Annotated in this window: 16 protein-coding genes and 10 tRNA genes; 7 read left to right on the top strand and 19 right to left on the bottom strand. The window is 67.7% G+C overall.

The annotated features are described in order from the left end of the window. The first annotated feature begins 31 nt into the window (after window positions 1-31). Together gloB and ACJ7VY_RS04070 are read left to right on the top strand one after the other, a co-directional pair. A complete protein-coding gene (gene gloB, locus ACJ7VY_RS04075) occupies window positions 32-796 on the top strand; it encodes a hydroxyacylglutathione hydrolase (RefSeq protein WP_409476411.1) in 765 nt (254 codons plus the stop codon). Next, complete coding sequence (locus ACJ7VY_RS04070) at window positions 793-2,004, top strand: lytic transglycosylase domain-containing protein (RefSeq protein ID WP_104938191.1); 1,212 nt, start codon at window positions 793-795, stop codon at window positions 2,002-2,004. Before gloB ends, ACJ7VY_RS04070 begins: the two co-directional genes overlap by 4 nt. A gap of 111 nt (window positions 2,005-2,115) precedes the next feature. Here ACJ7VY_RS04070 and ACJ7VY_RS04065 read toward each other — a convergent pair whose 3' ends face one another. The 16 genes from ACJ7VY_RS04065 to ACJ7VY_RS03990 form a co-directional block, all read right to left on the bottom strand. Next, complete coding sequence (locus tag ACJ7VY_RS04065) at window positions 2,116-4,086, bottom strand: peptidyl-prolyl cis-trans isomerase (protein ID WP_409476410.1); 1,971 nt, start codon at window positions 4,084-4,086, stop codon at window positions 2,116-2,118. A 187-nt stretch (window positions 4,087-4,273) separates the two neighbouring features. After that, window positions 4,274-4,350 (bottom strand) — tRNA-Asp (locus tag ACJ7VY_RS04060). 68 nt (window positions 4,351-4,418) lie between these two features. Then, a tRNA-Asp gene (locus tag ACJ7VY_RS04055) sits at window positions 4,419-4,495 on the bottom strand. A gap of 83 nt (window positions 4,496-4,578) precedes the next feature. Beyond that, window positions 4,579-4,655: transfer RNA gene (locus ACJ7VY_RS04050), tRNA-Asp, on the bottom strand. Window positions 4,656-4,686: 31 nt separating this feature from the next. Then, a tRNA-Val gene (locus ACJ7VY_RS04045) sits at window positions 4,687-4,761 on the bottom strand. 12 nt (window positions 4,762-4,773) lie between these two features. Beyond that, window positions 4,774-5,046: an HU family DNA-binding protein gene (locus ACJ7VY_RS04040; protein ID WP_054663508.1), complete on the bottom strand. Its 273-nt coding sequence runs from the start codon at window positions 5,044-5,046 to the stop codon at window positions 4,774-4,776. Window positions 5,047-5,251: 205 nt separating this feature from the next. After that, window positions 5,252-7,708, bottom strand: a complete 2,457-nt coding sequence (gene lon, locus ACJ7VY_RS04035) for an endopeptidase La (protein ID WP_409476409.1) — start codon at window positions 7,706-7,708, stop codon at window positions 5,252-5,254. A gap of 145 nt (window positions 7,709-7,853) precedes the next feature. After that, a complete protein-coding gene (clpX, locus tag ACJ7VY_RS04030) occupies window positions 7,854-9,134 on the bottom strand; it encodes an ATP-dependent Clp protease ATP-binding subunit ClpX (protein ID WP_104938188.1) in 1,281 nt (426 codons plus the stop codon). Between the two features lie 127 nt (window positions 9,135-9,261). After that, entirely contained in the window at window positions 9,262-9,888 is a 627-nt protein-coding gene (gene clpP, locus ACJ7VY_RS04025; protein ID WP_104938187.1) for an ATP-dependent Clp endopeptidase proteolytic subunit ClpP, read from the bottom strand. Between the two features lie 72 nt (window positions 9,889-9,960). After that, a complete protein-coding gene (gene tig, locus ACJ7VY_RS04020; protein ID WP_409476408.1) occupies window positions 9,961-11,256 on the bottom strand; it encodes a trigger factor in 1,296 nt (431 codons plus the stop codon). Window positions 11,257-11,424: 168 nt separating this feature from the next. Next, window positions 11,425-11,509, bottom strand: a tRNA-Leu gene (locus tag ACJ7VY_RS04015). A gap of 184 nt (window positions 11,510-11,693) precedes the next feature. Beyond that, window positions 11,694-11,769, bottom strand: a tRNA-Lys gene (locus ACJ7VY_RS04010). A 111-nt stretch (window positions 11,770-11,880) separates the two neighbouring features. Continuing rightward, window positions 11,881-11,956 (bottom strand) — tRNA-Lys (locus tag ACJ7VY_RS04005). 81 nt (window positions 11,957-12,037) lie between these two features. Continuing rightward, a tRNA-His gene (locus tag ACJ7VY_RS04000) sits at window positions 12,038-12,114 on the bottom strand. Between the two features lie 33 nt (window positions 12,115-12,147). Next, window positions 12,148-12,224 (bottom strand) — tRNA-Arg (locus ACJ7VY_RS03995). A 44-nt stretch (window positions 12,225-12,268) separates the two neighbouring features. Then, window positions 12,269-12,345 (bottom strand) — tRNA-Pro (locus tag ACJ7VY_RS03990). 134 nt (window positions 12,346-12,479) lie between these two features. On the opposite strand from ACJ7VY_RS03990, the gene ACJ7VY_RS03985 reads away from it, so the two are divergent. Beyond that, a complete protein-coding gene (locus ACJ7VY_RS03985) occupies window positions 12,480-13,241 on the top strand; it encodes a Bax inhibitor-1/YccA family protein (protein ID WP_409476407.1) in 762 nt (253 codons plus the stop codon). 149 nt (window positions 13,242-13,390) lie between these two features. Here the strand turns inward: ACJ7VY_RS03985 and ACJ7VY_RS03980 are convergent, their stop codons facing one another. From ACJ7VY_RS03980 to grxC, 3 genes are all read right to left on the bottom strand, one after another. Continuing rightward, window positions 13,391-14,395, bottom strand: a complete 1,005-nt coding sequence (locus ACJ7VY_RS03980; RefSeq protein ID WP_161614824.1) for an isocitrate dehydrogenase — start codon at window positions 14,393-14,395, stop codon at window positions 13,391-13,393. A 130-nt stretch (window positions 14,396-14,525) separates the two neighbouring features. Next, window positions 14,526-14,915 carry a carboxymuconolactone decarboxylase family protein gene (locus tag ACJ7VY_RS03975; RefSeq protein WP_409476406.1) on the bottom strand — a complete coding sequence of 130 codons (390 nt, stop codon included), beginning with the start codon at window positions 14,913-14,915 and terminating at the stop codon, window positions 14,526-14,528. Continuing rightward, the gene (gene grxC / locus ACJ7VY_RS03970; RefSeq protein WP_104938182.1) at window positions 14,912-15,187 is read right to left on the bottom strand and encodes a glutaredoxin 3; all 276 of its coding nucleotides are present in this window, start codon (window positions 15,185-15,187) and stop codon (window positions 14,912-14,914) included. Before grxC ends, ACJ7VY_RS03975 begins: the two co-directional genes overlap by 4 nt. 88 nt (window positions 15,188-15,275) lie before the next feature. Here grxC and ACJ7VY_RS03965 point away from each other — a divergent pair, with 88 nt between their 5' ends. The 4 genes from ACJ7VY_RS03965 (at window position 15,276) to ppk1 (ending at window position 21,274) form a co-directional block, all read left to right on the top strand. Then, window positions 15,276-16,988 (top strand): M48 family metalloprotease, encoded by a 1,713-nt coding sequence (locus ACJ7VY_RS03965; protein WP_409476405.1) that lies wholly within the window; start codon window positions 15,276-15,278, stop codon window positions 16,986-16,988. Window positions 16,989-17,075: 87 nt separating this feature from the next. Further along, window positions 17,076-17,765 (top strand): phosphate regulon transcriptional regulator PhoB, encoded by a 690-nt coding sequence (gene phoB / locus ACJ7VY_RS03960; protein WP_054663482.1) that lies wholly within the window; start codon window positions 17,076-17,078, stop codon window positions 17,763-17,765. A gap of 84 nt (window positions 17,766-17,849) precedes the next feature. Continuing rightward, window positions 17,850-19,190 carry a phosphate regulon sensor histidine kinase PhoR gene (phoR, locus tag ACJ7VY_RS03955; protein ID WP_409476404.1) on the top strand — a complete coding sequence of 447 codons (1,341 nt, stop codon included), beginning with the start codon at window positions 17,850-17,852 and terminating at the stop codon, window positions 19,188-19,190. After that, window positions 19,187-21,274 carry a polyphosphate kinase 1 gene (gene ppk1, locus ACJ7VY_RS03950; protein WP_409476403.1) on the top strand — a complete coding sequence of 696 codons (2,088 nt, stop codon included), beginning with the start codon at window positions 19,187-19,189 and terminating at the stop codon, window positions 21,272-21,274. The genes phoR and ppk1 overlap by 4 nt, the downstream gene beginning before the upstream one ends. Window positions 21,275-21,418: the final 144 nt, after the last annotated feature.

Raw genomic sequence — 21,418 nt, 5'->3', positions numbered from 1 at the left:
GGGAACGGGGCGGCAGGCATGGTCCAATTCTATGCGACTGACCGCCCTGCCTGCATTCCAGGACAACTACATCTGGGCGCTGCAGGCGCCTGACGGCAACACGCTGGTCGTCGATCCGGGCCAGGCGCGGCCGGTCCTGGAGGCGGCCGACCGGGGCCTGCGGCCAGCCGCCGTGCTGCTTACCCACCACCATGACGACCATATCGGCGGCGTGGCGGAACTGCGGCGACACTGGCCGGGCCTGCCGGTCTTCGCCCCCGAAGATGAACGCATCCCCCTGGAATGTGAACGCGTCGGCGGGGGCGACCGGGTAGAATCAGGCGGTTTCGCGCTCTCGGTGCTGTCCGTACCCGGCCACACCCGGAGCCATATCGCCTTCCATGGCCACGGACACCTGTTCTGTGGCGACACGTTGTTCAGCCTCGGCTGTGGACGCATGTTCGAAGGTACGCCCGCCCAGATGCTGGCCTCGCTACGGCGGCTGGCGGCACTGTCGGCGCAGACGCGGGTCTGCTGCGGGCATGAGTACACGCTGGGCAATGCCGTGTTCGCGCGGCATGTCGATCCCACCAACGCGGCATTGCACCGCCGCCAACAGGAAGCCATGGACATGCGCAGCCGCTCCCGCCCCACCGTTCCCTCGCTGCTGGCCAGCGAACTGGAATGCAACCCCTTCCTGCGCACGCATGCCGAACCCGTGCGCCAGGCCATCGCCGCGCGGCTGGGCCGCGCGCCGCTGGACGAAGTGGAAGTGTTCGCCGAATTACGGCGCTGGAAAGACGGTTTCCGCGCGTGAGGCGGCACGGCCTGTCCCTGGCGCTGGGGCTGCTGCTCGGCGCGGGTGCCGGCGTCACCGCCGGCGCGCAGTCGCTGCCGGCCACCGCCGGCCTGACCCAGAACATCGCCTCGCTGGCGGCCTTGCCGGCCGACCCGGCCGCACTGCCGGCGCCGCTCACCCGCAATGGCCACCAGATATTCGCCAGCTTCCGCGAGGGCCTGGCGATGTCGCAATGCGACGCGGACGCCACCAGCCCGCGCTGGCGCAAGCAGTTCGCACACGCGCCATCGCGCCTGGGCAACGTCGAGGACGATGCCCTGCCCCTGTTCGGCTACGTGGTGGATGAGCTGCGCGCGGCCGGCCTGCCCACCGAGTTCGCGCTGATCCCCTTCGTGGAAAGCGGTTACCGGCCGGGCGCGCGCAACGCCAGCGGCCCCGCCGGCCTGTGGCAGTTCATCGCCACCACCGCGCGCAACCACCGGGTACCCATGGAAAGCGGGTATGACGGCCGGCTGTCGGCGGTGGATTCGACCCGCGCCGCGGTGCGTTACCTGAAAACCCTCTATGGCATGTTCGGCGGCGACTGGCAGTTGGCCGTGATGGCATACAACGCAGGCGAGTACCGCATCCTGCAGGCGCTGCGCCGCGGCGGCATGAACGCGCAGAACGCGCGGCCGGCCGAACTGCCGGGCCTGTCGCCGATCACCCATGCCTATGTCGAGAAGCTGCATGCCCTGGCCTGCGTGCTGGAGCAGGCGGAAAAGGAGCCGGAGCTGATGGCGGCCCTGGACCGTCCGGTACCGGTGCTGCGCGGGCACGCGCTGCCCGCCGGCACCACCCTGGCCGACTGGTCGGCCCGCAATGCGCTGGACCCGGCGCGCGTGGCCCGGCTCAACCCGGCGGTCACCGGCAAGCGTGCCGGCACCCGGGTGCTGGCGCCGGCGCTGCCGGACATGGTCCTGGGCAGCGAAAGCCAGCTCGCGGCAGCTCCCCTGCCACCGACGGCGTTGCCGGCACCGGCCAGCGTCGATGTCGCCAGCACCGCCGTGGCCAGCGCGGGCACCGCCGCCGCGGGACGCCGGCACACGGTCCGCAGTGGTGAATCGGCCTGGACGATCGCGCGGCGGTACGGCATCCCGGTCAAGACTCTGCTTTCGCGCAACAACCTGGACGCCAATGCGATCCTCAAGCCCGGGATGGTGCTGCGCTTCGAGGAAACCCGCTGACACGCTGCCGTCCTCGCCAATGACAGGAACGAGAAAGCCCGGCGCTACGCCGGGCTTTCTGTTTCAGCGGAGCCGCGGGGCGTTGTCAGCAGCGCCCCGCGCGTCCCGGGTTCAGAGCTGGGATTCCTGCACCTGCACCTTGAAGCGCTTGCGCAGGCCATCGACGAACGCCTTGGCCGCCGCCGCGCCGTCGATCTGGCTCAGCTGCTGCTTCAGCATCGCCAGCTGCGGCTCCGGCACTTCCTTGAGGTCGCCCGGGGTGACCTTGGTCACCGCGAAGACCGCATAACGCCCGTCGTCCAGCTCCACCTTGCCATAGCTGGGCTTGCCCTCGGACGGCGGCACCACGCTGAACACCGCCCGGTTGGCGGCAGCCGTCGGCATCGGCGCCGAGCGCGGCAGGCCCGGCATCGGCAGCAACTGCAGCTTCTCGCCCTCGGCCAGCGCCTGCAGCGTCTTCCCCGCCTGCAGCTTGGCCAGCAGCGCATCGGCCGCCTTCTTCGCCGCTTCCTCGGTACGATGCGCGCGCACCGCGGCGATCACCTTCTCGCGCGCCTGCGCCAGCGGGATGGCCTGCTCGGGCGTATGTGCGGTCACGCGGATCATCACGTTGTGGTTCGGCCCCAGTTCGATCGGGTCGCTGACCGTGCCGTCCTCCTTCAGCGCGTCGGAGAAGGCCGCGCGCAGCACCGCCGGGTTGGCGGCGATGCCGCTGGCGGTGGCGCGGGTGAACGGGCCCAGGGTCTGCACCGGCAGGCCCACTTCCTTGGCTGCCGACTCAAGCACGGTCGGGTTCTTGTAGACCAGGTCCACCAGGCGGCCACCGAGTTCGTTGAACGCGCGCTCGGTATCGGCCTGCAGCTGTTCGGCCGCCAGCTGGTCGCGCACCTCCTCGAACGGACGTCCTTCGCCGCCCTTGACCTCGCGCAGCTTCAGCACGTGGTAACCAAACTCGGTCTTCACCGGGCCACTGATCTCACCCGGCTGCATCGCGAACAGCGCATCCTCGAACGGCTTGACCATCACGCCGTGTTCGACCCAGCCCAGGTCGCCGCCTTCGGCCTTGGAACCCGGATCGTCCGAGTTGGCCTTGGCCAGCGCGGCGAAGTCGGCGCCCGGCTGCCTGGCCTCGGCGGCCAGCTTGGCGGCCTTGGCTTCGGCGGCCTTCTGCGCGGCGGCGTCGCTGCCGGCGCTGATCAGGATGTGCGAGGCCAGTCGCTGCTCCGGCTTGACGAAGCGGGCCTTCTCTTCCTCATAGCGGCGGCGCAGGGCCGCCTCGTCCGCGGGCGTGGCGGCCGGCATGCGCGCGGCGTCCAGCTCGACGTACTCGATGGACACGCTCTCGGGCTGCATGAAGTCGCGGGTATGGGTTTCGTACCACTGCTTGATCTGCGCGTCGTCCACCGCCGCGGTGTCGGCCTCCGGCGCGGGCAGCATGGCGAACTCCACGTCGCGCGTCTCGCCCAGCAGCTTCAGCAGGCGCTCGCTCTCGCCCTTGGTGGCGAAGCCCGACTGCGCCAGCGCGGTCGGGATGATCGACTGCTGCAGGCTGGTGCGCACCACCTGGTCGAACATCGCCGGGGTGCGCGGCGGCTGGCTCTGCGCCAGCACCAGGCGGTACTGCTCGGGGTCGAACTTGCCATCGCGCTGGAACTGCGGGATCGCGGCGATGTAATTGCGCACCGCCTCGTCGCCGATGACGATCCGCGCGTCTTCGGCGGCCAGCCGCACCACCTGCTCGTCGATCAGCTGGTCGAGCACGGCCAGCTTGTTCTCGGTGGTCTCGAACTCGCGCGGATCGAAGTTGTCACCCTGCTGCTGGCGGGCCTCCATGCGCGCCTGCTCGAAGCGCGTGCGGAAATCCTCGACGCTGATCTCATGGTGGTTCCACAGGAACGACATCGGCCACCACGACGGTGCCGAGCGCCACCACGACGGCGGTGCCGATACCTTGGCGACGTTCTGCGCACCGACACCGCCCAGATAGCTGTTGTCGATCACGAACAGGAACGGAATCATCAGCAGCCCCAGGATCACGGTCACGATCCAGCCCGAGGTCTTGTCGCGGAGTTTCTGCAGCATGGGAAAATCAAGGCCTGATTGGCGAGCCGGGCAGTGTAACCCGCTTCCCGCCTGACTCCCAACCGGCGCCCCGTGCGCTGCCGCGGCCCAAGCCCGCGGCACTGCGCGGCGTCGACGCCGTGAGCGCGGCCCCGGCCTGGCAGGGCCAAAAAAAAGCCCCGGGCTTCTGCCCGGGGCTTCGAATCAATGGCGGAGCGGACGGGACTCGAACCCGCGACCTCCGGCGTGACAGGCCAGCATTCTAACCAGCTGAACTACCGCTCCGCATGTTGCAACCTGCTACCGGCCGACATCGCGACCGGGGTGCCACTGCATGCAGTGGCGGGTGGAACTGGCGGAGCGGACGGGACTCGAACCCGCGACCTCCGGCGTGACAGGCCAGCATTCTAACCAGCTGAACTACCGCTCCGCACTTGATTGTTCGCCTCCAGCGCCACCCCGGAAGGTGGAGAGAAAGCAAGGCCCCCGATCGCTCAGGGGCCTTCTTGAAACTGGCGGAGCGGACGGGACTCGAACCCGCGACCTCCGGCGTGACAGGCCAGCATTCTAACCAGCTGAACTACCGCTCCACTTTCAATACTGCTCGACGGTGCTTTTACGTGGTGGGTGCTGAGGGTTTCGAACCCCCGACCCTCTCCTTGTAAGGGAGACGCTCTACCACTGAGCTAAGCACCCCCGGTGAGCCGCTTAGTTTACAGCGTCCTTCAGGGCTTTACCAGCCTTGAAGGCAGGATTTTTCGAAGCGGCGATCTTGATGGTGTCGCCGGTCTTCGGGTTGCGACCGGTGCGCTCGGCGCGCTCGCGGACCTGGAAGGTACCGAAACCCACCAGCGTCACGGCATCGCCCTTCTTCAGCGCCTTGGTGATCTCGGCGACGACGGCATCGACCGCACGGCCGGCTTCGGCCTTGGAGAGGTCAGCAGCAGCGGCAACGCCGTCGATCAATTCGGTCTTGTTCATTATGTAATAACTCCCTATGCGGCAATCCGCGGAATAGATTGGATGGGTCGTCGCCATCGCAGTGGCGGCGGCCGTAAGATCCTGCAAACACGTCGCCCGCTCATCGAGCGGGCGCGTGAGTCGCACTTTTATACCAGCGCCCCCCTACCCACGCAAGCCGAAAAGCCAATAACGACGCGGGTTTCAAGGGATTTTGCGTTCATCATCAGTGCTTGACGCGCGCGGCCGGAGCTGCCTTCGCCCGCCCCCGCACCGCCACCCGCTGGCCGTTCTTGCGCGCCTTCTTCGGTGCCAGCGGCGCCTCCAGCGCGATGTCCAGCACCTCATCGATCCACTTCACCGGGATGATGTCCAGGTCGCGGGTGACGTTGGCCGGGATGTCGGCCAGATCCTTGCGGTTCTCCTCCGGGATGATCACGGTGCGGATGCCGCCGCGCAGCGCTGCCAGCAGCTTCTCCTTCAGACCGCCGATGGCGGTGACGCGACCACGCAGGGTGATCTCGCCGGTCATGGCGACATCGGCCTTGACCGGGACCCGGGTCAGGGTCGACACCAGCGAGGTGACCATGGCGATGCCGGCACTGGGGCCATCCTTGGGGGTGGCGCCATCGGGCACGTGCAGGTGCACGTCGTGCTTCTGCAGGAAGTCCACGTCGATGCCCAGCGCCTGCGCGCGGGCGCGCACCACCGACAGCGCCGCCGTCGCCGACTCCTTCATCACGTTGCCCAGCTGGCCGGTCAGCGTCACCGCGCCCTTGCCCGGGATCAGCGTCGATTCGATCTGCAGCAGGTCGCCGCCGACCTCGGTCCAGGCCAGGCCGGTGACCAGGCCCACTTCGTTCTCTTCCTCGGCACGGCCGAAGTCGAAGCGGCGCACACCCAGATACCTGTCCAGGTTGGCGGCATCGACCACCACCAGCGCCTTGGGCTTCTTCGTGGCTTTCCTGGCCGCCTTCCTGGCCGACTGCGGGCCGGCGAGCGCGATCTCCTTGACCACCTTGCGGCAGATCTTGGCGATTTCGCGCTCGAGGTTGCGCACGCCGGACTCGCGCGTGTAGTAGCGCACGATGTCGCGGATCGCGCCCTCCTCGATGGCCAGCTCCTCCGGCTGCAGGCCATTGGCCTTGAGCTGCTTGGGCACCAGGTAGCGGGTGGCGATGTTGAGCTTCTCGTCCTCGGTATAGCCCGGGATGCGGATCACTTCCATGCGGTCCAGCAGCGGGCCGGGGATGTTGAGCGAGTTGGAGGTCGCCACGAACATCACCTCGGACAGGTCCAGGTCCACTTCAAGGTAGTGGTCGTTGAACGCGTTGTTCTGCTCCGGGTCGAGCACTTCCAGCAGCGCCGAGGACGGGTCGCCGCGGAAGTCCATCGACATCTTGTCGATCTCGTCGAGCACGAACAGCGGATTCTTGCTGCCGACCTTGTTGAGGTTCTGCACGATGCGGCCCGGCATCGAGCCGACGTAGGTGCGGCGATGGCCGCGGATCTCGGCCTCGTCGCGCACGCCGCCCAGGCTCATGCGCACGAACTTGCGGTTGGTGGCCTTGGCGATGGACTGGCCCAGCGAGGTCTTGCCCACGCCCGGCGGCCCGACCAGGCACAGGATCGGGCCCTTCATCTGCTTCACCCGCGACTGCACCGCCAGGTATTCGAGGATGCGGTCCTTGACCTTGTCCAGGCCGTAATGATCGGCATCGAGCGTGTCCTGGGCGACCTTGAGGTCCTTGCGCACCTTGGTGCGCTTCTTCCACGGCACGCCCAGCAGCCACTCCAGGTAGTTGCGCACGACCGCGGCCTCGGCCGACATCGGCGACATCTGCTTGAGCTTGTTGAGCTCGTTCTTCGCCTTGGCCTCGACCGCCTTGGGCATGCCGGCCTCGGCGATCTTGCGCGCCAGTTCGTCCAGTTCGCCCGGCGCGTCGTCCAGGTCGCCCAGCTCCTTCTGGATGGCCTTCATCTGCTCGTTGAGGTAGTACTCGCGCTGGCTCTTCTCCATCTGCGACTTGACCCGCCCGCGGATGCGCTTCTCCAGCTGCTGCACGTCTATCTCGCCGTCGACCAGGCCGACCAGCATTTCCAGCCGGTCGCCGACCTGCAGCGTCTCCAGCAGCTTCTGCTTGTCGGCCAGGCGCACGCCGATGTGGGCGGCGATGGTGTCGGCCAGGCGCGACGGCTCCTCGATGCCGTTCAGGGTCTGCAGCAGCTCCGGCGGCAGCTTGCGGTTGGTCTTGACATACTGCTCGAACAGCGACATCAGCGAACGCGCGATGGCCTCGATCTCGCGCGGCTCGCGTGCCTCGTCCGATTCCAGTTCGGTGCCGGCGCCCTGCAGCGCGCCATCCTGCTCGCGGATCCTGTCCACGGCGACCCGCGCCAGGCCCTCGACCAGCACCTTGATGGTGCCGTCGGGCAGCTTCAGCAGTTGCAGCACCTGCGCCAGGGTACCGACGGTGTACAGGTCGGCGGCGGTGGGGTCGTCGGTCTCGGCCGACTTCTGCGCGACCAGCAGGATGCGCTTGTCCGCTTCCATCGCCCGCTCCAGCGCCTGCATGGACTTGTCGCGCCCGACGAACAGCGGGATGACCATGTGCGGGAACACCACCACGTCGCGCAGCGGCAGGACCGGCAGGTCGAGGACTTCGGTTTGGGACTGGGCCATGGGGGGCTCCACTTGGATTCGGGGGTGGCCATGAAAAAAGCCGATGGCCCCGTTATGGGGCCATCGGCGAGGTGATGCAAGTGGCGTCGGGGAAGCACCTGAACCGGGCTTCATCCCGCCCGGACAGGAGGCTCGAACAGCCTATTCAGTCACCGGACGCGGCCTTGGCCGGCGGCGTCTGGTAGATCACGTACGGCTCGGACTTGTGCTCGATGACCGATTCGTCCACCACCACCTTGCTCACGTTCTCCTGCGACGGCAGGTCGTACATGGTGTCCAGCAGCACCGACTCGACGATGGTGCGCAGGCCGCGCGCGCCGGTCTTGCGCTTGAGCGCCTTCTTGGCGATGGCCGAAAGCGCGTCCGGACGGAACTCAAGCTCGACGTTCTCCATCTCGAACAGCTTCTTGAACTGCTTGGTGATGGCGTTCTTCGGTTCGGTCAGGATCCTGACCAGCGCCGCTTCGTCCAGCTCCTCCAGGGTCGCCACCACCGGCAGGCGGCCGACGAACTCGGGGATCAGGCCGAACTTGATCAGGTCCTCGGGCTCGACCTCGGCCAGCACCTTGCCCACTTCCTGCTTGCGCTCGCTGCTCTTGACCTTGGCACCGAAGCCGATGCCGCCGGCCTCGCTGGAGCGCTGCTGGATCACCTTGTCCAGCCCGGCGAACGCGCCGCCGCAGATGAACAGGATGTTCTTGGTGTCCACCTGCAGGAATTCCTGCTGCGGGTGCTTGCGCCCGCCCTGCGGCGGCACGCTGGCCACGGTGCCTTCGATCAGCTTCAGCAGGGCCTGCTGCACGCCTTCGCCGGACACGTCGCGGGTGATCGACGGGTTCTCGCTCTTGCGCGAGATCTTGTCGATCTCGTCGATGTAGACGATGCCCTGCTGCGCCTTCTCGACGTCGTAGTCGCACTTCTGCAGCAGCTTCTGGATGATGTTCTCCACGTCCTCGCCGACATAGCCGGCTTCGGTGAGCGTGGTCGCATCGGCCATGGTGAACGGCACGTTGAGCAGCCGCGCCAGCGTCTCGGCCAGCAGGGTCTTGCCCGAGCCGGTCGGGCCGACCAGCAGGATGTTGGACTTGGACAGCTCGACGTCGTCGCTCTTCTGACGGCTCTCGATGCGCTTGTAATGGTTGTACACGGCCACCGCCAGCGTGCGCTTGGCGCGGTTCTGGCCGATCACGTACTGGTCCAGGACCTCGAGGATCTCGCGCGGCTTGGGCAGCGAACTGCGCGCCGACTGCGCCTTTTCCTCAAGTTCCTCGCGGATGATGTCGTTGCACAGCTCCACGCATTCATCGCAGATGAACACGCTCGGACCCGCGATCAGCTTGCGTACTTCATGCTGACTCTTGCCGCAGAACGAGCAGTAAAGGATCTTGCCGCTGTCTCCGGAACGACCTTGCCGGTCTTCGCTCATGCTTCGCTTACCCAGTTGCTCCCCCCGTGAACAGGGGGTTCGATTTCGAGAATAGCACAGGGCCGGATGGACGCCAGTCCACTTCCGACCCTGCAGAAAACGCCGTGTTTTCGGCTACTTGCGCCGGTCACGCCGGCTGGATCGACTCGTCGGGACGCCGCTCCAGGACCTGGTCCACCAGACCATAGGCCTGGGCATCGGCGGCGCTCTTGAAGTTGTCGCGCTCGGTGTCGCGCGCGATGGTCTCCAGCGACTGCCCGGTGTGCTTGGCCAGCACCTCGTTCAGGCGCGCGCGCAGGGTCAGGATCTCGCGGGCGTGGATGTCGATGTCGGTGGCCTGGCCCTGGAAGCCGCCCAGCGGCTGGTGGATCATCACCCGCGAATTGGGCAGCGCGAAGCGCTTGCCGGGCGCGCCCGCCGCCAGCAGCAGCGCGCCCATCGAGGCGGCCTGGCCGACGCAGATGGTGCTCACGTCCGGCTTGATGTACTGCATGGTGTCGTAGATCGCCATGCCGGCGGTGACCACGCCACCGGGCGAGTTGATGTAGATGCTGATGTCCTTTTCCGGGTTCTCCGCTTCCAGGAACAGCAGCTGCGCCACCACCAGGTTCGCCATGTGGTCGTCGATCGGGCCGACCAGGAAGATCAGGCGCTCCTTCAGCAGGCGCGAATAGATGTCATAGGCGCGCTCGCCGCGGCTGGTCTGTTCGACCACCATGGGAACCAGGTTCAGGGCTTTGGCTCGGTTGTCCATTACGTGGGGCACCTAATCTTGACGGGGAAACATCACCCCGCGCCGGGGCGCGGGGCGGGTGGAGCGACCGCCTTACGGGCGGATCGCTTCCTGGAACGTCAGCACCTGCTCGGTGTGCTGGGCACGCTCGGCGATCCAGTCGATGACCTGCTCTTCCATCACGCGGTTCTGCAGGCCACTCATCAGCTGGGGGTCGTTGCGGTACATCTCAATGACCTGCTCGGGCTCTTCGTAGGTCGAGGCGATCAGGCGCATGGTTTCGTTCAGGCGCTTCGGGTCCAGGCGCAGGTCGTTGCGGCGTGCGACTTCGCCGACCAGCAGGCCGACCAGCACGCGCTTGGAGGCGGCGTCCTTGAAACCCTCGTGGGCGTCGGCCGGCACCTGGCCCGGGTTGCCGCCCTGGCGGCGGATCGCGTCGATCTGCTGGGCCAGCATGGCGCGGGCTTCGTTCTCGACCAGGCGCGGCGGCAGCTCGACCGAGGCGTAGGCGGCGATCAGCTGCTCGCCCACTTCGCGGCGCAGGCGGTTCATCAGCGCGCCCTTGAGCTCGCGCTCCAGGTTGGCGCGGATGTCGGCGCGGAACTGCGCCAGCTCACCGTTCTTCACGCCGAAGCTCTTGATGAAGGCCGCATCGACCTCCGGCACCATCGGCTCGGACACCTCGGTGGCCTTGACCGTGACCTTGACGTTCTTGCCGGCCAGCGCCGGAACGCGCCAGTCGGCCGGGAACGCGACGTCCAGGGTCTTTTCCTCGCCCTTGGCCAGGCCGACCAGGCCCTGCTCGATCTGCTCGAACATCATGCCCTGGCCGATGATGATGGTGCCCTGCTCGGCGCCTTCGGCCGGCAGGCGTTCGTCACCGGCCTGCGACCAGGTTTCCAGCGCCACCAGGTCGCCTTCCTGCGCGCCACGCGCGACCGCCTTCCAGGTGCGGCGCTGCTGGCGCAGGTTCTCGATCATCTGGTCGATGTCGGCGTCGGTGACTTCTGCGCTGTGGCGCACCACGGTCAGCTTGGTCACGTCGACATCGCCGAAGTCCGGCACCAGCTCGACGGTGGCGACGAAATCGAACTCGCCCTCGCCGGCCTTGTCGATGCGCGGGGTGCCGGCAATGCGCAGCTCATGCTCGCGCAGCGCGGCGTCGAAGGTCTCGCGCAGCAGGCCGTCCATCGCTTCGGCGCGCACCTGCTGGCCAAAACGCTGCTCGACCACCTTGGCCGGCACCTTGCCCGGACGGAAGCCCTTGATGCGCACGGTGCGCGCGATCTCGCCGAGCCGGCCACTGATGTGGCTCTGCAGGCGCTCCTCCGGCAGGGAGAAGGTCAGGCGGCGTTCCAGGTTGCCGGTGGATTCGATCGAAGCTTGCATGTGGACTCCTGCCACCGGTGGCGCCCTGGCCCCCGGTACGATGTGGAAGATGAACGGTTTCCGACGGACATGATTCCGCCGCAGCCCTGTAGTTTCGCCGATTCCGGCTGGCGCTTCCAGCCTGCCCCCGGACAGGCGCGCCCGGGGAACATCCGGCCGACACACGGATGGTGCGAAAGGGGGGACTCGAACCCCCACGCCTTGCGGCACTGGAACCTAAATCCAGGGCGTCTACCAATTCCGCCACTTTCGCGTCCGGCCGGCATTGTTGCAGACCTGCGGGCAAAAAGAACGCCGGAGGCGCGCCTTCCGCGGCATGCGATCGCGCCGATGCCACCGGCATCCGCGGCATCGGCCAGCCGGGGACACCGGCGCGCTCCGGCCATGCCTGCCACCAGGCAGAGAAAAGGGCACCCGCCGGAGCGGGTGCCCTTGTCTGGTGGGCTGTCAAGGATTCGAACCTTGGACCTATTGATTAAGAGTCAACTGCTCTACCAACTGAGCTAACAGCCCTGAAACATGGGTGTGCGCAGTCGCCTGCGACACCGGATTCCTGCGGCGAAGCGCAGGCTCCCCACTCTGGAGGAAAACAGCCACCGGGCTGTGCCAGGTGGCTGTCTGTGTTGGTGGGCCGTCAAGGATTCGAACCTTGGACCAATTGATTAAGAGTCAACTGCTCTACCAACTGAGCTAACGGCCCTGAAAATCAGGGGGCAAATGATACCTGCACCCTTCAGTTCCTTCAACCCCGGAACGCATGTTCCGGCGTCTTTCTGTTCAATGGGGTGGCTGAGGGGATTCGAACCCCCGACCACTGGAATCACAATCCAGTACTCTAACCAACTGAGCTACAGCCACCACTGAAAACTACAACCCACCGCTTGCGCCGATTGGCGCGCCCGACAGGAATCGAACCTGTAACCGCCGGCTTAGAAGGCCGGTGCTCTATCCAGTTGAGCTACGGGCGCTCTGACCGGATCGTCGCACTCCAACACGCGCTGGTCGCGTCGGATGGTCGGGGTAGAGGGATTCGAACCCCCGACATCCTGCTCCCAAAGCAGGCGCGCTACCAGACTGCGCTATACCCCGGCGGTGAATCTCCCGAGGTTCCCCCCGAAAGGTCGGCTATTGTCGGGAGTGCGGAGCGGTCTGTCAACGGCGGATTTCATCGTGGCGGCAGTTGGTTATGCTGCCGGCATCCATACACGCCCCAGGAGCCCCACGTGCGCAGCGGCAACCCAGCCCTCTCCAATTCCACCTTCCTCGACCCCGGCAGCGGCGCGGTGGTCTCGCGCGGCGCCGGGGCGATGACCCTCAACGGCACCGTCAACAAGACCGGCCTGCTGTTGCTGCTGGCGGTGATCACCGCGGCCTTCGCCTGGAACCAGGCGCTGACCGATACCGGCGAGCTCGCCAGCGGCGCGCGCCTGTACCTGTGGGGCGGCCTGATCGGCGGCTTCGTGCTGGCCATGGTCACCATCTTCAAGAAGCAGTGGGCGCCGGTCAGCGCGCCGCTCTATGCGCTGGCGGAGGGCCTGTTCCTGGGCACCATTTCGGCACTCTACGAGGCACGCTTCCAGGGCATCGTGTTCCAGGCGGTCCTGCTGACCTTCGGCACCCTGTTCGCGCTGCTGTTCGCCTACCGCAGCGGGCTGATCAAGGCCACCGAGAACTTCAAGCTCGGCGTGGTCGCGGCCACCGGCGGCATCGCCCTGGTGTACCTGGCCACGATCGTACTGGGCTTGTTCAACATCCAGATCCCCTACATCCACCAGTCCGGCCTGATCGGCATCGGCTTCAGCCTGTTCGTGGTGGTGATCGCCGCCCTGAACCTGGTGCTGGATTTCGACTTCATCGAGAGCGGCGTGGAAGCCGGCGCACCGAAGTACATGGAGTGGTACGGCGCGTTCGGGCTGATGGTGACGCTGGTGTGGCTGTACATCGAGTTCCTGCGCCTGCTGTCCAAGCTGCAGTCGCGCAACTGACCGCACCGCCACCGCGCGCGGCCGGCAGCAACGCCGCTGCCGGCCGATCAACCGGCCGACAGGCCAGCGCGCTCGCGACGGGCATGGCAGCCGATGAAAGAAGAAGGGCGCCAGCGGCGCCCTTCTTTCCATCCACAACCGCGCGCGCCTTACAGCCGGCTGGCGATGGCCCGGGCGAAGTCCATGGTGCCGCCGGTGCCGCCGAGGTCGCCGGTCAGCGAATCCTTGGCTTCCATGGTGGCGACGATGGCCTTGCGCAGGCGCTCGGCGTTCTGCGGCTGGCCAACGTGGTCCAGCATCTGCGCGGCGCCCAGCAGCAGCGCGCACGGGTTGGCGATGCCCTTGCCGGCGATATCCGGCGCGGTACCGTGGACGGCTTCGAAAATGGCCGCGCTCTCGCCGATGTTGGCGCCCGGGGCCAGGCCCAGGCCGCCGACCAGGCCGGCGCACAGGTCGGAGATGATGTCGCCGAACAGGTTGGTGGTGACGATCACGTCGAACTGCTCGGGGCGCATCACCAACTGCATGCAGGCGTTGTCCACGATCATTTCCTGGAACTCGATTTCCGGGTACTTCGCGGCCACTTCGCGGGCGACGTTCAGGAACAGGCCCGAGGTCGACTTGATGATGTTGGCCTTGTGCACGGCGGTGACCTTCTTGCGGCCGGTGCTGCGGGCCAGCTCGAAGGCGTAGCGCACGATGCGCTCGGAACCCTTGCGGGTGATGCGGGTTCCGGAGAACGCGGTCTCGCCGTCAGCCGAGACTTCCTGGCCTTCGGACAGGTAGGCGCCTTCGGTGTTCTCGCGCACGGTGATCAGGTCGACGTTCTCGTAGCGCGACTTGGTGTTCGGGAACGAGATCGCCGGGCGCACGTTCGCGTACAGGTCGAACTGGCGGCGCAGGGCCACGTTGATCGAGCTGAAGCCACCGCCGACCGGGGTGGTCAGCGGGCTCTTCAGCGCGACCTTGTTCTTCTTGATCGATTCCAGCGTGCTGGCCGGGATCAGCTCACCGTGCTTTTCCAGCGCGGCCAGGCCGGCATCGGCGAACTCGTAGGACAGCCCCGCGCCGAGCTTGTCGAGCACGAACAGGGTGGCGTCCATGATTTCCGGGCCGATGCCATCGCCGCGGATGACGGTGATTGTCTGCGTCATGATTTGGGTTCCGAACTGGGAGGGGGAGCGTGCGCCGGCCGGCAGCCCGGGATCAGGCGCATCCAAAAGTTTCAACTGTCAATTATGCCTGATCCGCCCGCCCCGCCCCAACTGGACCAAGGTCGCAGGTTCAGCCGTGGTCGTGGCCGGCCGGCGCCTCCGCGGCCCCGGACTCCAGCAGGTCCAGGAAGTCCACCGCGCGCCGCAGGTGCGGGATCACGATCGAACCGCCGACCACCAGGCCCACCGAGAAGGTCTCGAAGAACTCCTCGCGGCTCACCCCGGCGTCCTTGCACTGGGCCACGTGGTAGCTGATGCAGTCGTCGCAGCGCAGCACCAGCGAGGCCACCAGACCCAGCAGTTCCTTGGTTTTCACGTCCAGCGCGCCGGCCTGGTAGGTCTGCGTGTCCAGCGCGAAGAAGCGCCGCACCACCTGGTTGGGCTCGGCCAGGATGCGCTGGTTCATGCGCTGGCGGAACGCGGTGAATTCGGCCACGCGGTCCTTGTCGGCGCCGCTCATGCACCCTCCCCCGCCAGCAGCGGCTCGAGCCGGCCGGCACGGTGCAGCGCCATCATGTCGTCATAGCCACCCACATGGACCTCGCCGACGAAGATCTGCGGCACGCTGGTGCGGCGGGTCAATGCCATCATCTTCTCGCGCTCGGCCGGGTCCAGGTCGATGCGCACCTCGTTCCAGGTGCGGCCCTTGCTCTTGAGGAAATTCTTGGCGGCCACGCAGTACGGGCACACGGCGGTGGAGTAGATGGTGATCTCGGGGGTCTGGCTGCTCACGGGAAACTCCGCGCGGTAAATGTTGTCCCTATATGGTAGCGGCGCGCCGGATCACACCGTCCAACGCTGGAACACTGCGGGTTAACCTGTGCTTCACACCCGTGCCCCGCTTCCCCGTCATTCTCGGCCCAGTCGCCCCGGAGCCCCACGCTTGCGAACCCTGCTGCTCGCCACCGCCGTCACCCTGGCCCTGGCCACGCCCCTGTCCCGGGCCCAGGACAGCAAGCTGCCGGACATCGGCTCGTCCGCCGGCGAACTGCTCACCCCGGCGCGGCAGGCCGAATACGGCGGCATGATGCTGCGCGAACTGCGCAATTACGGTTACCTGGTGGATGACCCGCTGGTCGACGACTGGCTGCAGGCCATGGGCACCCGGCTCGGCTCCAACAGCGCCCAGCCGCAGCAGAAGTTCACCTTCTTCATGCTCAAGGACCGGCAGATCAACGCCTTTGCCACCCTCGGCGGCTACATCGGCATGAATGCCGGCCTGGTGCTGACCGCCGAGCGCGAGGACGAAGTGGCCGCGGTGCTGTCGCACGAGATCTCGCACGTCACCCAGCAGCACGTGCTGCGCAGCGTCGAAAAGGCGCAGCGCGATCAGATCCCGATCCTGCTGGGCATGCTCGCGGCGGTGATCGCGGCGCAGCAGGCCGGCGGCAACTCCTCCGGCGACGCGACGATGGCCGCGATCAGCTCGGGCATGGGCCTGATGCAGCAGCTGCAGATCAACTTCACCCGCTCCAACGAATCGGAGGCCGACCGGCTCGGCATCCGCACGCTGGCGCGCAGCGGCTACGACGTCGATGCGATGGCCGGCTTCTTCGAGCGGATGTCCGCGGCGATGCGCGGCAACGAGGGCGGCTACTCGACGCCCGACTTCCTGCGCACCCACCCGGTGACCATCACCCGCATCAGCGAAGCCAAGGCCCGCGCCGAGCAGATGAAGAAGGACACGGTGCTGCTGACCACCTCCACCCCCGACGGGGTGCGCCAGGAACGGGTGAACCCGGCCGACCCGGTCCCGGACCCCGCCAAGGCCAGCGGCAACCCGCTGCTGCCGGGGTCGATACAGCTGTCGCTGCCGTCGATCGGACTGCCGCGCGGCGCCAGCGGCCAGTTCGACTGGGCCCGCGAACGCCTGCGCGTGCTCAGCGCCCCGACCCCATCCGAGCTGGTGCGCGAGTACCAGGACCTGCGCCGCAGCCAGAAGGACGGGCTGAGCGACGCGCAGCGCTATGGCGTGGCCATCGCCCAGCTGCGCGATGGCACCGGCGCGCTGCAGCAGGCCCTGCAGGAGCTGCAGCAACTGCAGTCCGTGCACCCCGACAACCTGTGGGTGAATCTGGCGCTGGGCGAGGCCGAGTCGCGCAACGGCCGCCACGCCGATGCCAACCGCCGCTTCGAGGCCTTGCTGCAGAAGCTGCCGCAGAGCCGGCCGGTGGCGCTGACCTACGCCCAGGTGCTCAACGAGCAGGGCGGCATGGAGGCCGGCAAGCGCGCCCAGGCCATGCTGCGCCCGCTGCTGGCCCGCGCCGGCGACGACCCGGTGTTCCAGCGCACGTTCGCCCGCGCCTGCGAGCTGGCCGGCGACAATGCCCGCGCCAGCGAAGCCTATGCCGAGGCCGCCTACCTGAACGGTCGCCCGGAACAGGCCCTGCTGCAGTTCCAGGCGCTGCTCAAGCAGCCCGGCCTGGACTATGTCAGCCGCGCCCGGGTGGACGCGCGGATCGAGGCGATCATGCCCACCGTGCTGGAAATGCGCCGGCTGGGCATGCGCGACCCGGACATGCAGCGCCGCTGACGCCCCGGCCGGCGTTGTCACAAACCGGTCATCAAACCGTAGTCTACTGGGCACATCCGGTCCGATGGGCTTCATGGTAGGCAAGACGTGCAGAAACGCATCCTTATCGTCGATGACGAACCGGCGATCCGCGACATGGTCGCGTTCGCGCTGCGCAAGGGGGAATACGAGCCGGTGCATGCCGGGGACGCGCTGGAGGCGCAGACCGCCATCGCCGACCGCGTGCCCGACATGATCCTGCTGGACTGGATGCTGCCCGGCACCAGCGGGCTGGAGCTGGCCCGCCGCTGGCGCAAGGAGGCGCTGACCCGCGACGTGCCGATCATCATGCTTACCGCGCGTGGCGAGGAAAACGACCGTGTCGGCGGGCTGGAGGCCGGCGTGGACGATTACGTGGTCAAGCCGTTCTCGGCGCGCGAGCTGCTGGCGCGCATCCGCGCGGTGATGCGCCGCACCCGCGACGACGATGAAGACGGCAGCGTGGCGATCGGCCCGATCCGCATCGACGGCGCCGCGCACCGGGTGTTCGCCGGCGACGCGCCGGTCTCGATCGGCCCCACCGAGTACCGCCTGCTGCATTTCTTCATGACCCATCCCGAGCGCGTCTACACCCGCTCGCAGCTGCTGGACCACGTGTGGGGCGGCAGCGTCTACGTGGAAGAGCGCACCATCGACGTGCACATCCGCCGCCTGCGCAAGACCCTGGAACCGTTCGGCGCCGAGAACATGGTGCAGACCGTGCGCGGTGCCGGCTACCGCTTCTCCGCCTCGGTCTGAGCGCGGCGCCGCGGCCGGCGCCCGCGCTTCCTGCTATAACCGGTCGCAGTGCCCAAGGTTCCACCCGCATCACCCGAGAGCGCAATGCCCCGCCAATTCCGATCCGCCTGGTTGAAGACGCTGGCCACCCTGGCCGCGCTGCTGTTGTCGGCCCTGCTGATCGGCGCCCTGCTCGGGCATCCCGCGTGGGTGCTGGCGCTGGCCGCGCTCGGGATCCTCGCCTGGCATTACTGGCGGTTGCGCCAGGTGCTGCTGCGCCTGACCGCGCGCCAGCGCTGGGAAACCGCCCGCGGCACCGGCGTATGGAACGAGCTTGACCGCCTGCTGTACCGCAACCAGCAGGAAATGCGCGTGCGCAAGCGGCGCCTGATCGACATGCTGCGCAGCTACCGCGCGGCCGCCGCGGCGCTGCCCGACGCGGTGGTGGTGGTGGACCGCAACACCCAGCGCGTGCAGTGGTTCAACGAGGCGGCCACCACGCTGCTGGGCCTGCAGCATCCGGCCGACATGGACGCGCCGCTGGTGGAGCGCCTGCAGCCGCTGCCGCTGGCGCACTGGCTGGCCGGCGGGCGCAACGCCGAACCCATCCTGGACGCCAATTCGCCGGTCGATCCGGGCATCCGCCTGCACCTGCGGCTGATTCCGTACTCGGACCACCACTGGCTGCTGGTGGCGCGCGACGTGACCAAGCTGCTGCACCTGGAGCAGGTGCGCCGCGACTTCGTCGCCAACGTCTCGCACGAGCTGCGCACGCCGCTGACGGTGGTGCACGGTTACCTGGACATGATGGACCCGGAGGATTTCCCCGACACCGGGCCGATGCTGGCGGAGATGCGCAAGCAGTCCCAGCGCATGGCGCAGCTGGTGGAAGACCTGCTCACCCTGTCGCGGCTGGAATCGCAGCAGCAGACCGAGCTGGAAACCGTGGCGATGACCTCGATGCTCGCCTCGCTGCGGCGCGAAGCCGAGGCCCACAGCCAGGGCCGCCACACGATCACCATCGAGGACAGCGCCGGGGTCGACCTGGCCGGCTCCAACAAGGAGCTGCACAGCGCGTTCTCCAACCTGGTCACCAACGCGGTGCGCTACACCCCGGCCGGCGGCCGCATCACCCTGACCTTCGCCCGCGAGGGCGACGGCGCGGTGCTGGCGGTGACCGACACCGGCTACGGCATCCCGGCCAACCACCTGCCGCGCCTGACCGAACGCTTCTACCGCGTGTCCAGCAGCCGTTCGCGCGAGAGCGGCGGCACCGGCCTGGGCCTGTCCATCGTCAAGCACATCCTCGGCCTGCACCAGGCGCGGCTGGAGATCCGCAGCGAAGTCGGCCAGGGCAGTACCTTCGCCTGCCATTTCGACGCCGAACACGTCCGCCCGCGCACCGCCCTCCCCTCGCCACCGTCCACGGAAGACTCCCCGGCATGAACGCTCCCGTCCCGTCCCCCGTTGCCGCGGCCCCGGGCAATGACCCGCTGCGCGACCCGGCGCTGTACATCAACCGCGAGCTGTCGCAGCTGGACTTCAACTTCCGGGTGCTGGCCCAGGCCATGGACGAACAGGTGCCATTGCTGGAGCGGCTGCGCTTCCTGTGCATTTCCTGCACCAACCTGGACGAGTTCTTCGAGATCCGTGCCGCGGCGGTGCGCCACGCGCAGGAGTTCGGCCTGCCGCCGGCGCCGGACGGGATGAGCCCGCAGGAAATCCTGAGCGCCATCCACGACCGCGCCGCCGAACTGGTGGAACAGCAGTACCGCTGCTGGAACGAGGTGCTGCGCCCGGCGCTGCAGGACGCGGGTATCGGCATCCTCTCGCCGTCGACCTGGACCGCGCGCCAGCGCCGCTGGCTGCGTGCCTACTTCCGCAACGAGATCATGCCGGTGCTCTCGCCGTTGGGGCTGGATCCGTCGCATCCATTCCCGAAGATCCTCAACAAGTCGCTGAACATCGTCGTCGTGCTCAAGGGCACCGACGCCTTCGGCCGCGCCGGCCACCTGGCGCTGGTGCGCGCGCCGCGCTCGCTGCCACGCATCATCCAGCTGCCCAAGTCGCTGGGCGGCACCCAGAACTTCGTGCTGCTCTCGGCGGTGCTGTCCACCTTCGTCAACGAACTGTTCCCGGGCATGGACGTACGCGGTGCCTACCAGTTCCGGGTCACCCGCAACTCCGAGCTGGTGGTGGACGAGGAGGAAGTGGAAAACCTGGCGCTGGCGCTGCGCGACGAGCTGGTCGACCGCGGCTACCGCCCGGCGGTGCGGCTGGAGATCGCCCATGACTGCCCGCGGCCGATCGTGCAGACCCTGCTGCAGAACTTCGGCCTGTCCGAGAACGCCGCCTACCGCATCGACGGCTCGGTCAACCTCAACCGCGTCATCCAGGTCTACGACCTGGTGCAGCGGCCGGAGCTGAAGTACCCGCCGATGACCCCGCGCGTGCTCAAGACGTCCGAGGGCATCTTCGAGGCGGTGGCGCGCGAGGACGTGCTGCTGCACCACCCGTTCGACTCGTTCAGTACCGTGCTGGAGCTGATCCGCGAAGCCGCGGTGGACCCCAACGTGCTGGCGATCAAGCAGACCCTGTACCGCACCGGCAAGGATTCGGGGATCGTCGAGGCGCTGATCCAGGCCGCGCGCAACGGCAAGGACGTGACCGTGGTGGTCGAGCTGCGCGCGCGTTTCGACGAAGAGGCCAACCTCGGCCTGGCCGATCGCCTGCAGGACGCCGGCGTGCAGGTGGTCTACGGCGTGGTCGGCTACAAGACCCACGCCAAGATGCTGCTGATCGTGCGCCGCGAAGGGCGCAAGCTGCGCCGCTACGTGCACCTGGGCACCGGCAATTACCACAGCGGCACCGCGCGCGCCTATACCGACCTGAGCCTGATCACCGCCGATCCGGACATCGGCAACGACGTGCACCAGCTGTTCCAGCAGCTGTCCGGGCTGGCCTCGAAGATGAAGCTGGAATGCCTGCTGCAGTCGCCGTTCACCCTGCACGCCGGCCTGCTGCAGCGGATCGAGCGCGAGACCCGGCTGGCGCTGGACGGCAAGCCGGGGCGGATCATCGCCAAGATGAACGCGCTCAACGAGCCACAGGTGATCCGCGCCCTGTACGCGGCGTCGCAGGCCGGCGTGCAGATCGACCTGATCGTGCGCGGTGCCTGCACCCTGCGCCCCGGCGTGGAGGGCGTCTCCGACAACATCCGGGTGCGCTCGATCGTCGGCCGCTTCCTGGAGCACAGCCGCGTCTACTGGTTCGGCAACAACGGCGCGCCCGAGCTGTACTGCGCCAGCGCCGACTGGCTGGAACGCAACCTGCTGCGGCGCGTGGAGACCTGCTTCCCGATCCTGGACAGCGACCTGGCCCGGCGGATCTACCGCGAGGTGCTGCAGAACTACCTGGACGACAACCTCAACGCCTGGGAACTGCAGGCCGACGGCCGCTACCGCAAGTGCGTGCCGCAGCCCGGACAGCCGCCGCACTCGGCGCAGCAGGCATTGCTGGAAGCGCTGTAACGCTGCCGCCGCGACCGCGCATGGCCGCCCGCGTGGGCCCGGCCGTGCGCCGGGCAGCCCGCCGTGCGCGGCGGGCATGCCGGTGCGGCCCTGGCGCCGGTTCACGGTTTCGCGCACGGGGTGACACGCGCCCCCGGCCATCCA

The organism is Stenotrophomonas sp. Y-13 (assembly GCF_046267925.1).
GTDB lineage: Bacteria > Pseudomonadota > Gammaproteobacteria > Xanthomonadales > Xanthomonadaceae > Stenotrophomonas > Stenotrophomonas acidaminiphila_A.
This window is presented reverse-complemented; position numbering and strand designations above follow the sequence as displayed.

What these genes read in the sequence shown, in the direction of transcription:
- gloB (WP_409476411.1), top strand. Translation starts at nt 32, where the DNA reads ATGCGACTGACCGCCCTGCCTGCATTCCAGGACAACTACATCTGGGCG.
- ACJ7VY_RS04065 (WP_409476410.1), bottom strand. Translation starts at nt 4,086, where the DNA reads ATGCTGCAGAAACTCCGCGACAAGACCTCGGGCTGGATCGTGACCGTG.
- ACJ7VY_RS04040 (WP_054663508.1), bottom strand. Translation starts at nt 5,046, where the DNA reads ATGAACAAGACCGAATTGATCGACGGCGTTGCCGCTGCTGCTGACCTC.
- lon (WP_409476409.1), bottom strand. Translation starts at nt 7,708, where the DNA reads ATGGCCCAGTCCCAAACCGAAGTCCTCGACCTGCCGGTCCTGCCGCTG.
- clpX (WP_104938188.1), bottom strand. Translation starts at nt 9,134, where the DNA reads ATGAGCGAAGACCGGCAAGGTCGTTCCGGAGACAGCGGCAAGATCCTT.
- clpP (WP_104938187.1), bottom strand. Translation starts at nt 9,888, where the DNA reads ATGGACAACCGAGCCAAAGCCCTGAACCTGGTTCCCATGGTGGTCGAA.
- tig (WP_409476408.1), bottom strand. Translation starts at nt 11,256, where the DNA reads ATGCAAGCTTCGATCGAATCCACCGGCAACCTGGAACGCCGCCTGACC.
- ACJ7VY_RS03980 (WP_161614824.1), bottom strand. Translation starts at nt 14,395, where the DNA reads ATGACGCAGACAATCACCGTCATCCGCGGCGATGGCATCGGCCCGGAA.
- ACJ7VY_RS03975 (WP_409476406.1), bottom strand. Translation starts at nt 14,915, where the DNA reads ATGAGCGGCGCCGACAAGGACCGCGTGGCCGAATTCACCGCGTTCCGC.
- phoR (WP_409476404.1), top strand. Translation starts at nt 17,850, where the DNA reads ATGCCCCGCCAATTCCGATCCGCCTGGTTGAAGACGCTGGCCACCCTG.
- ppk1 (WP_409476403.1), top strand. Translation starts at nt 19,187, where the DNA reads ATGAACGCTCCCGTCCCGTCCCCCGTTGCCGCGGCCCCGGGCAATGAC.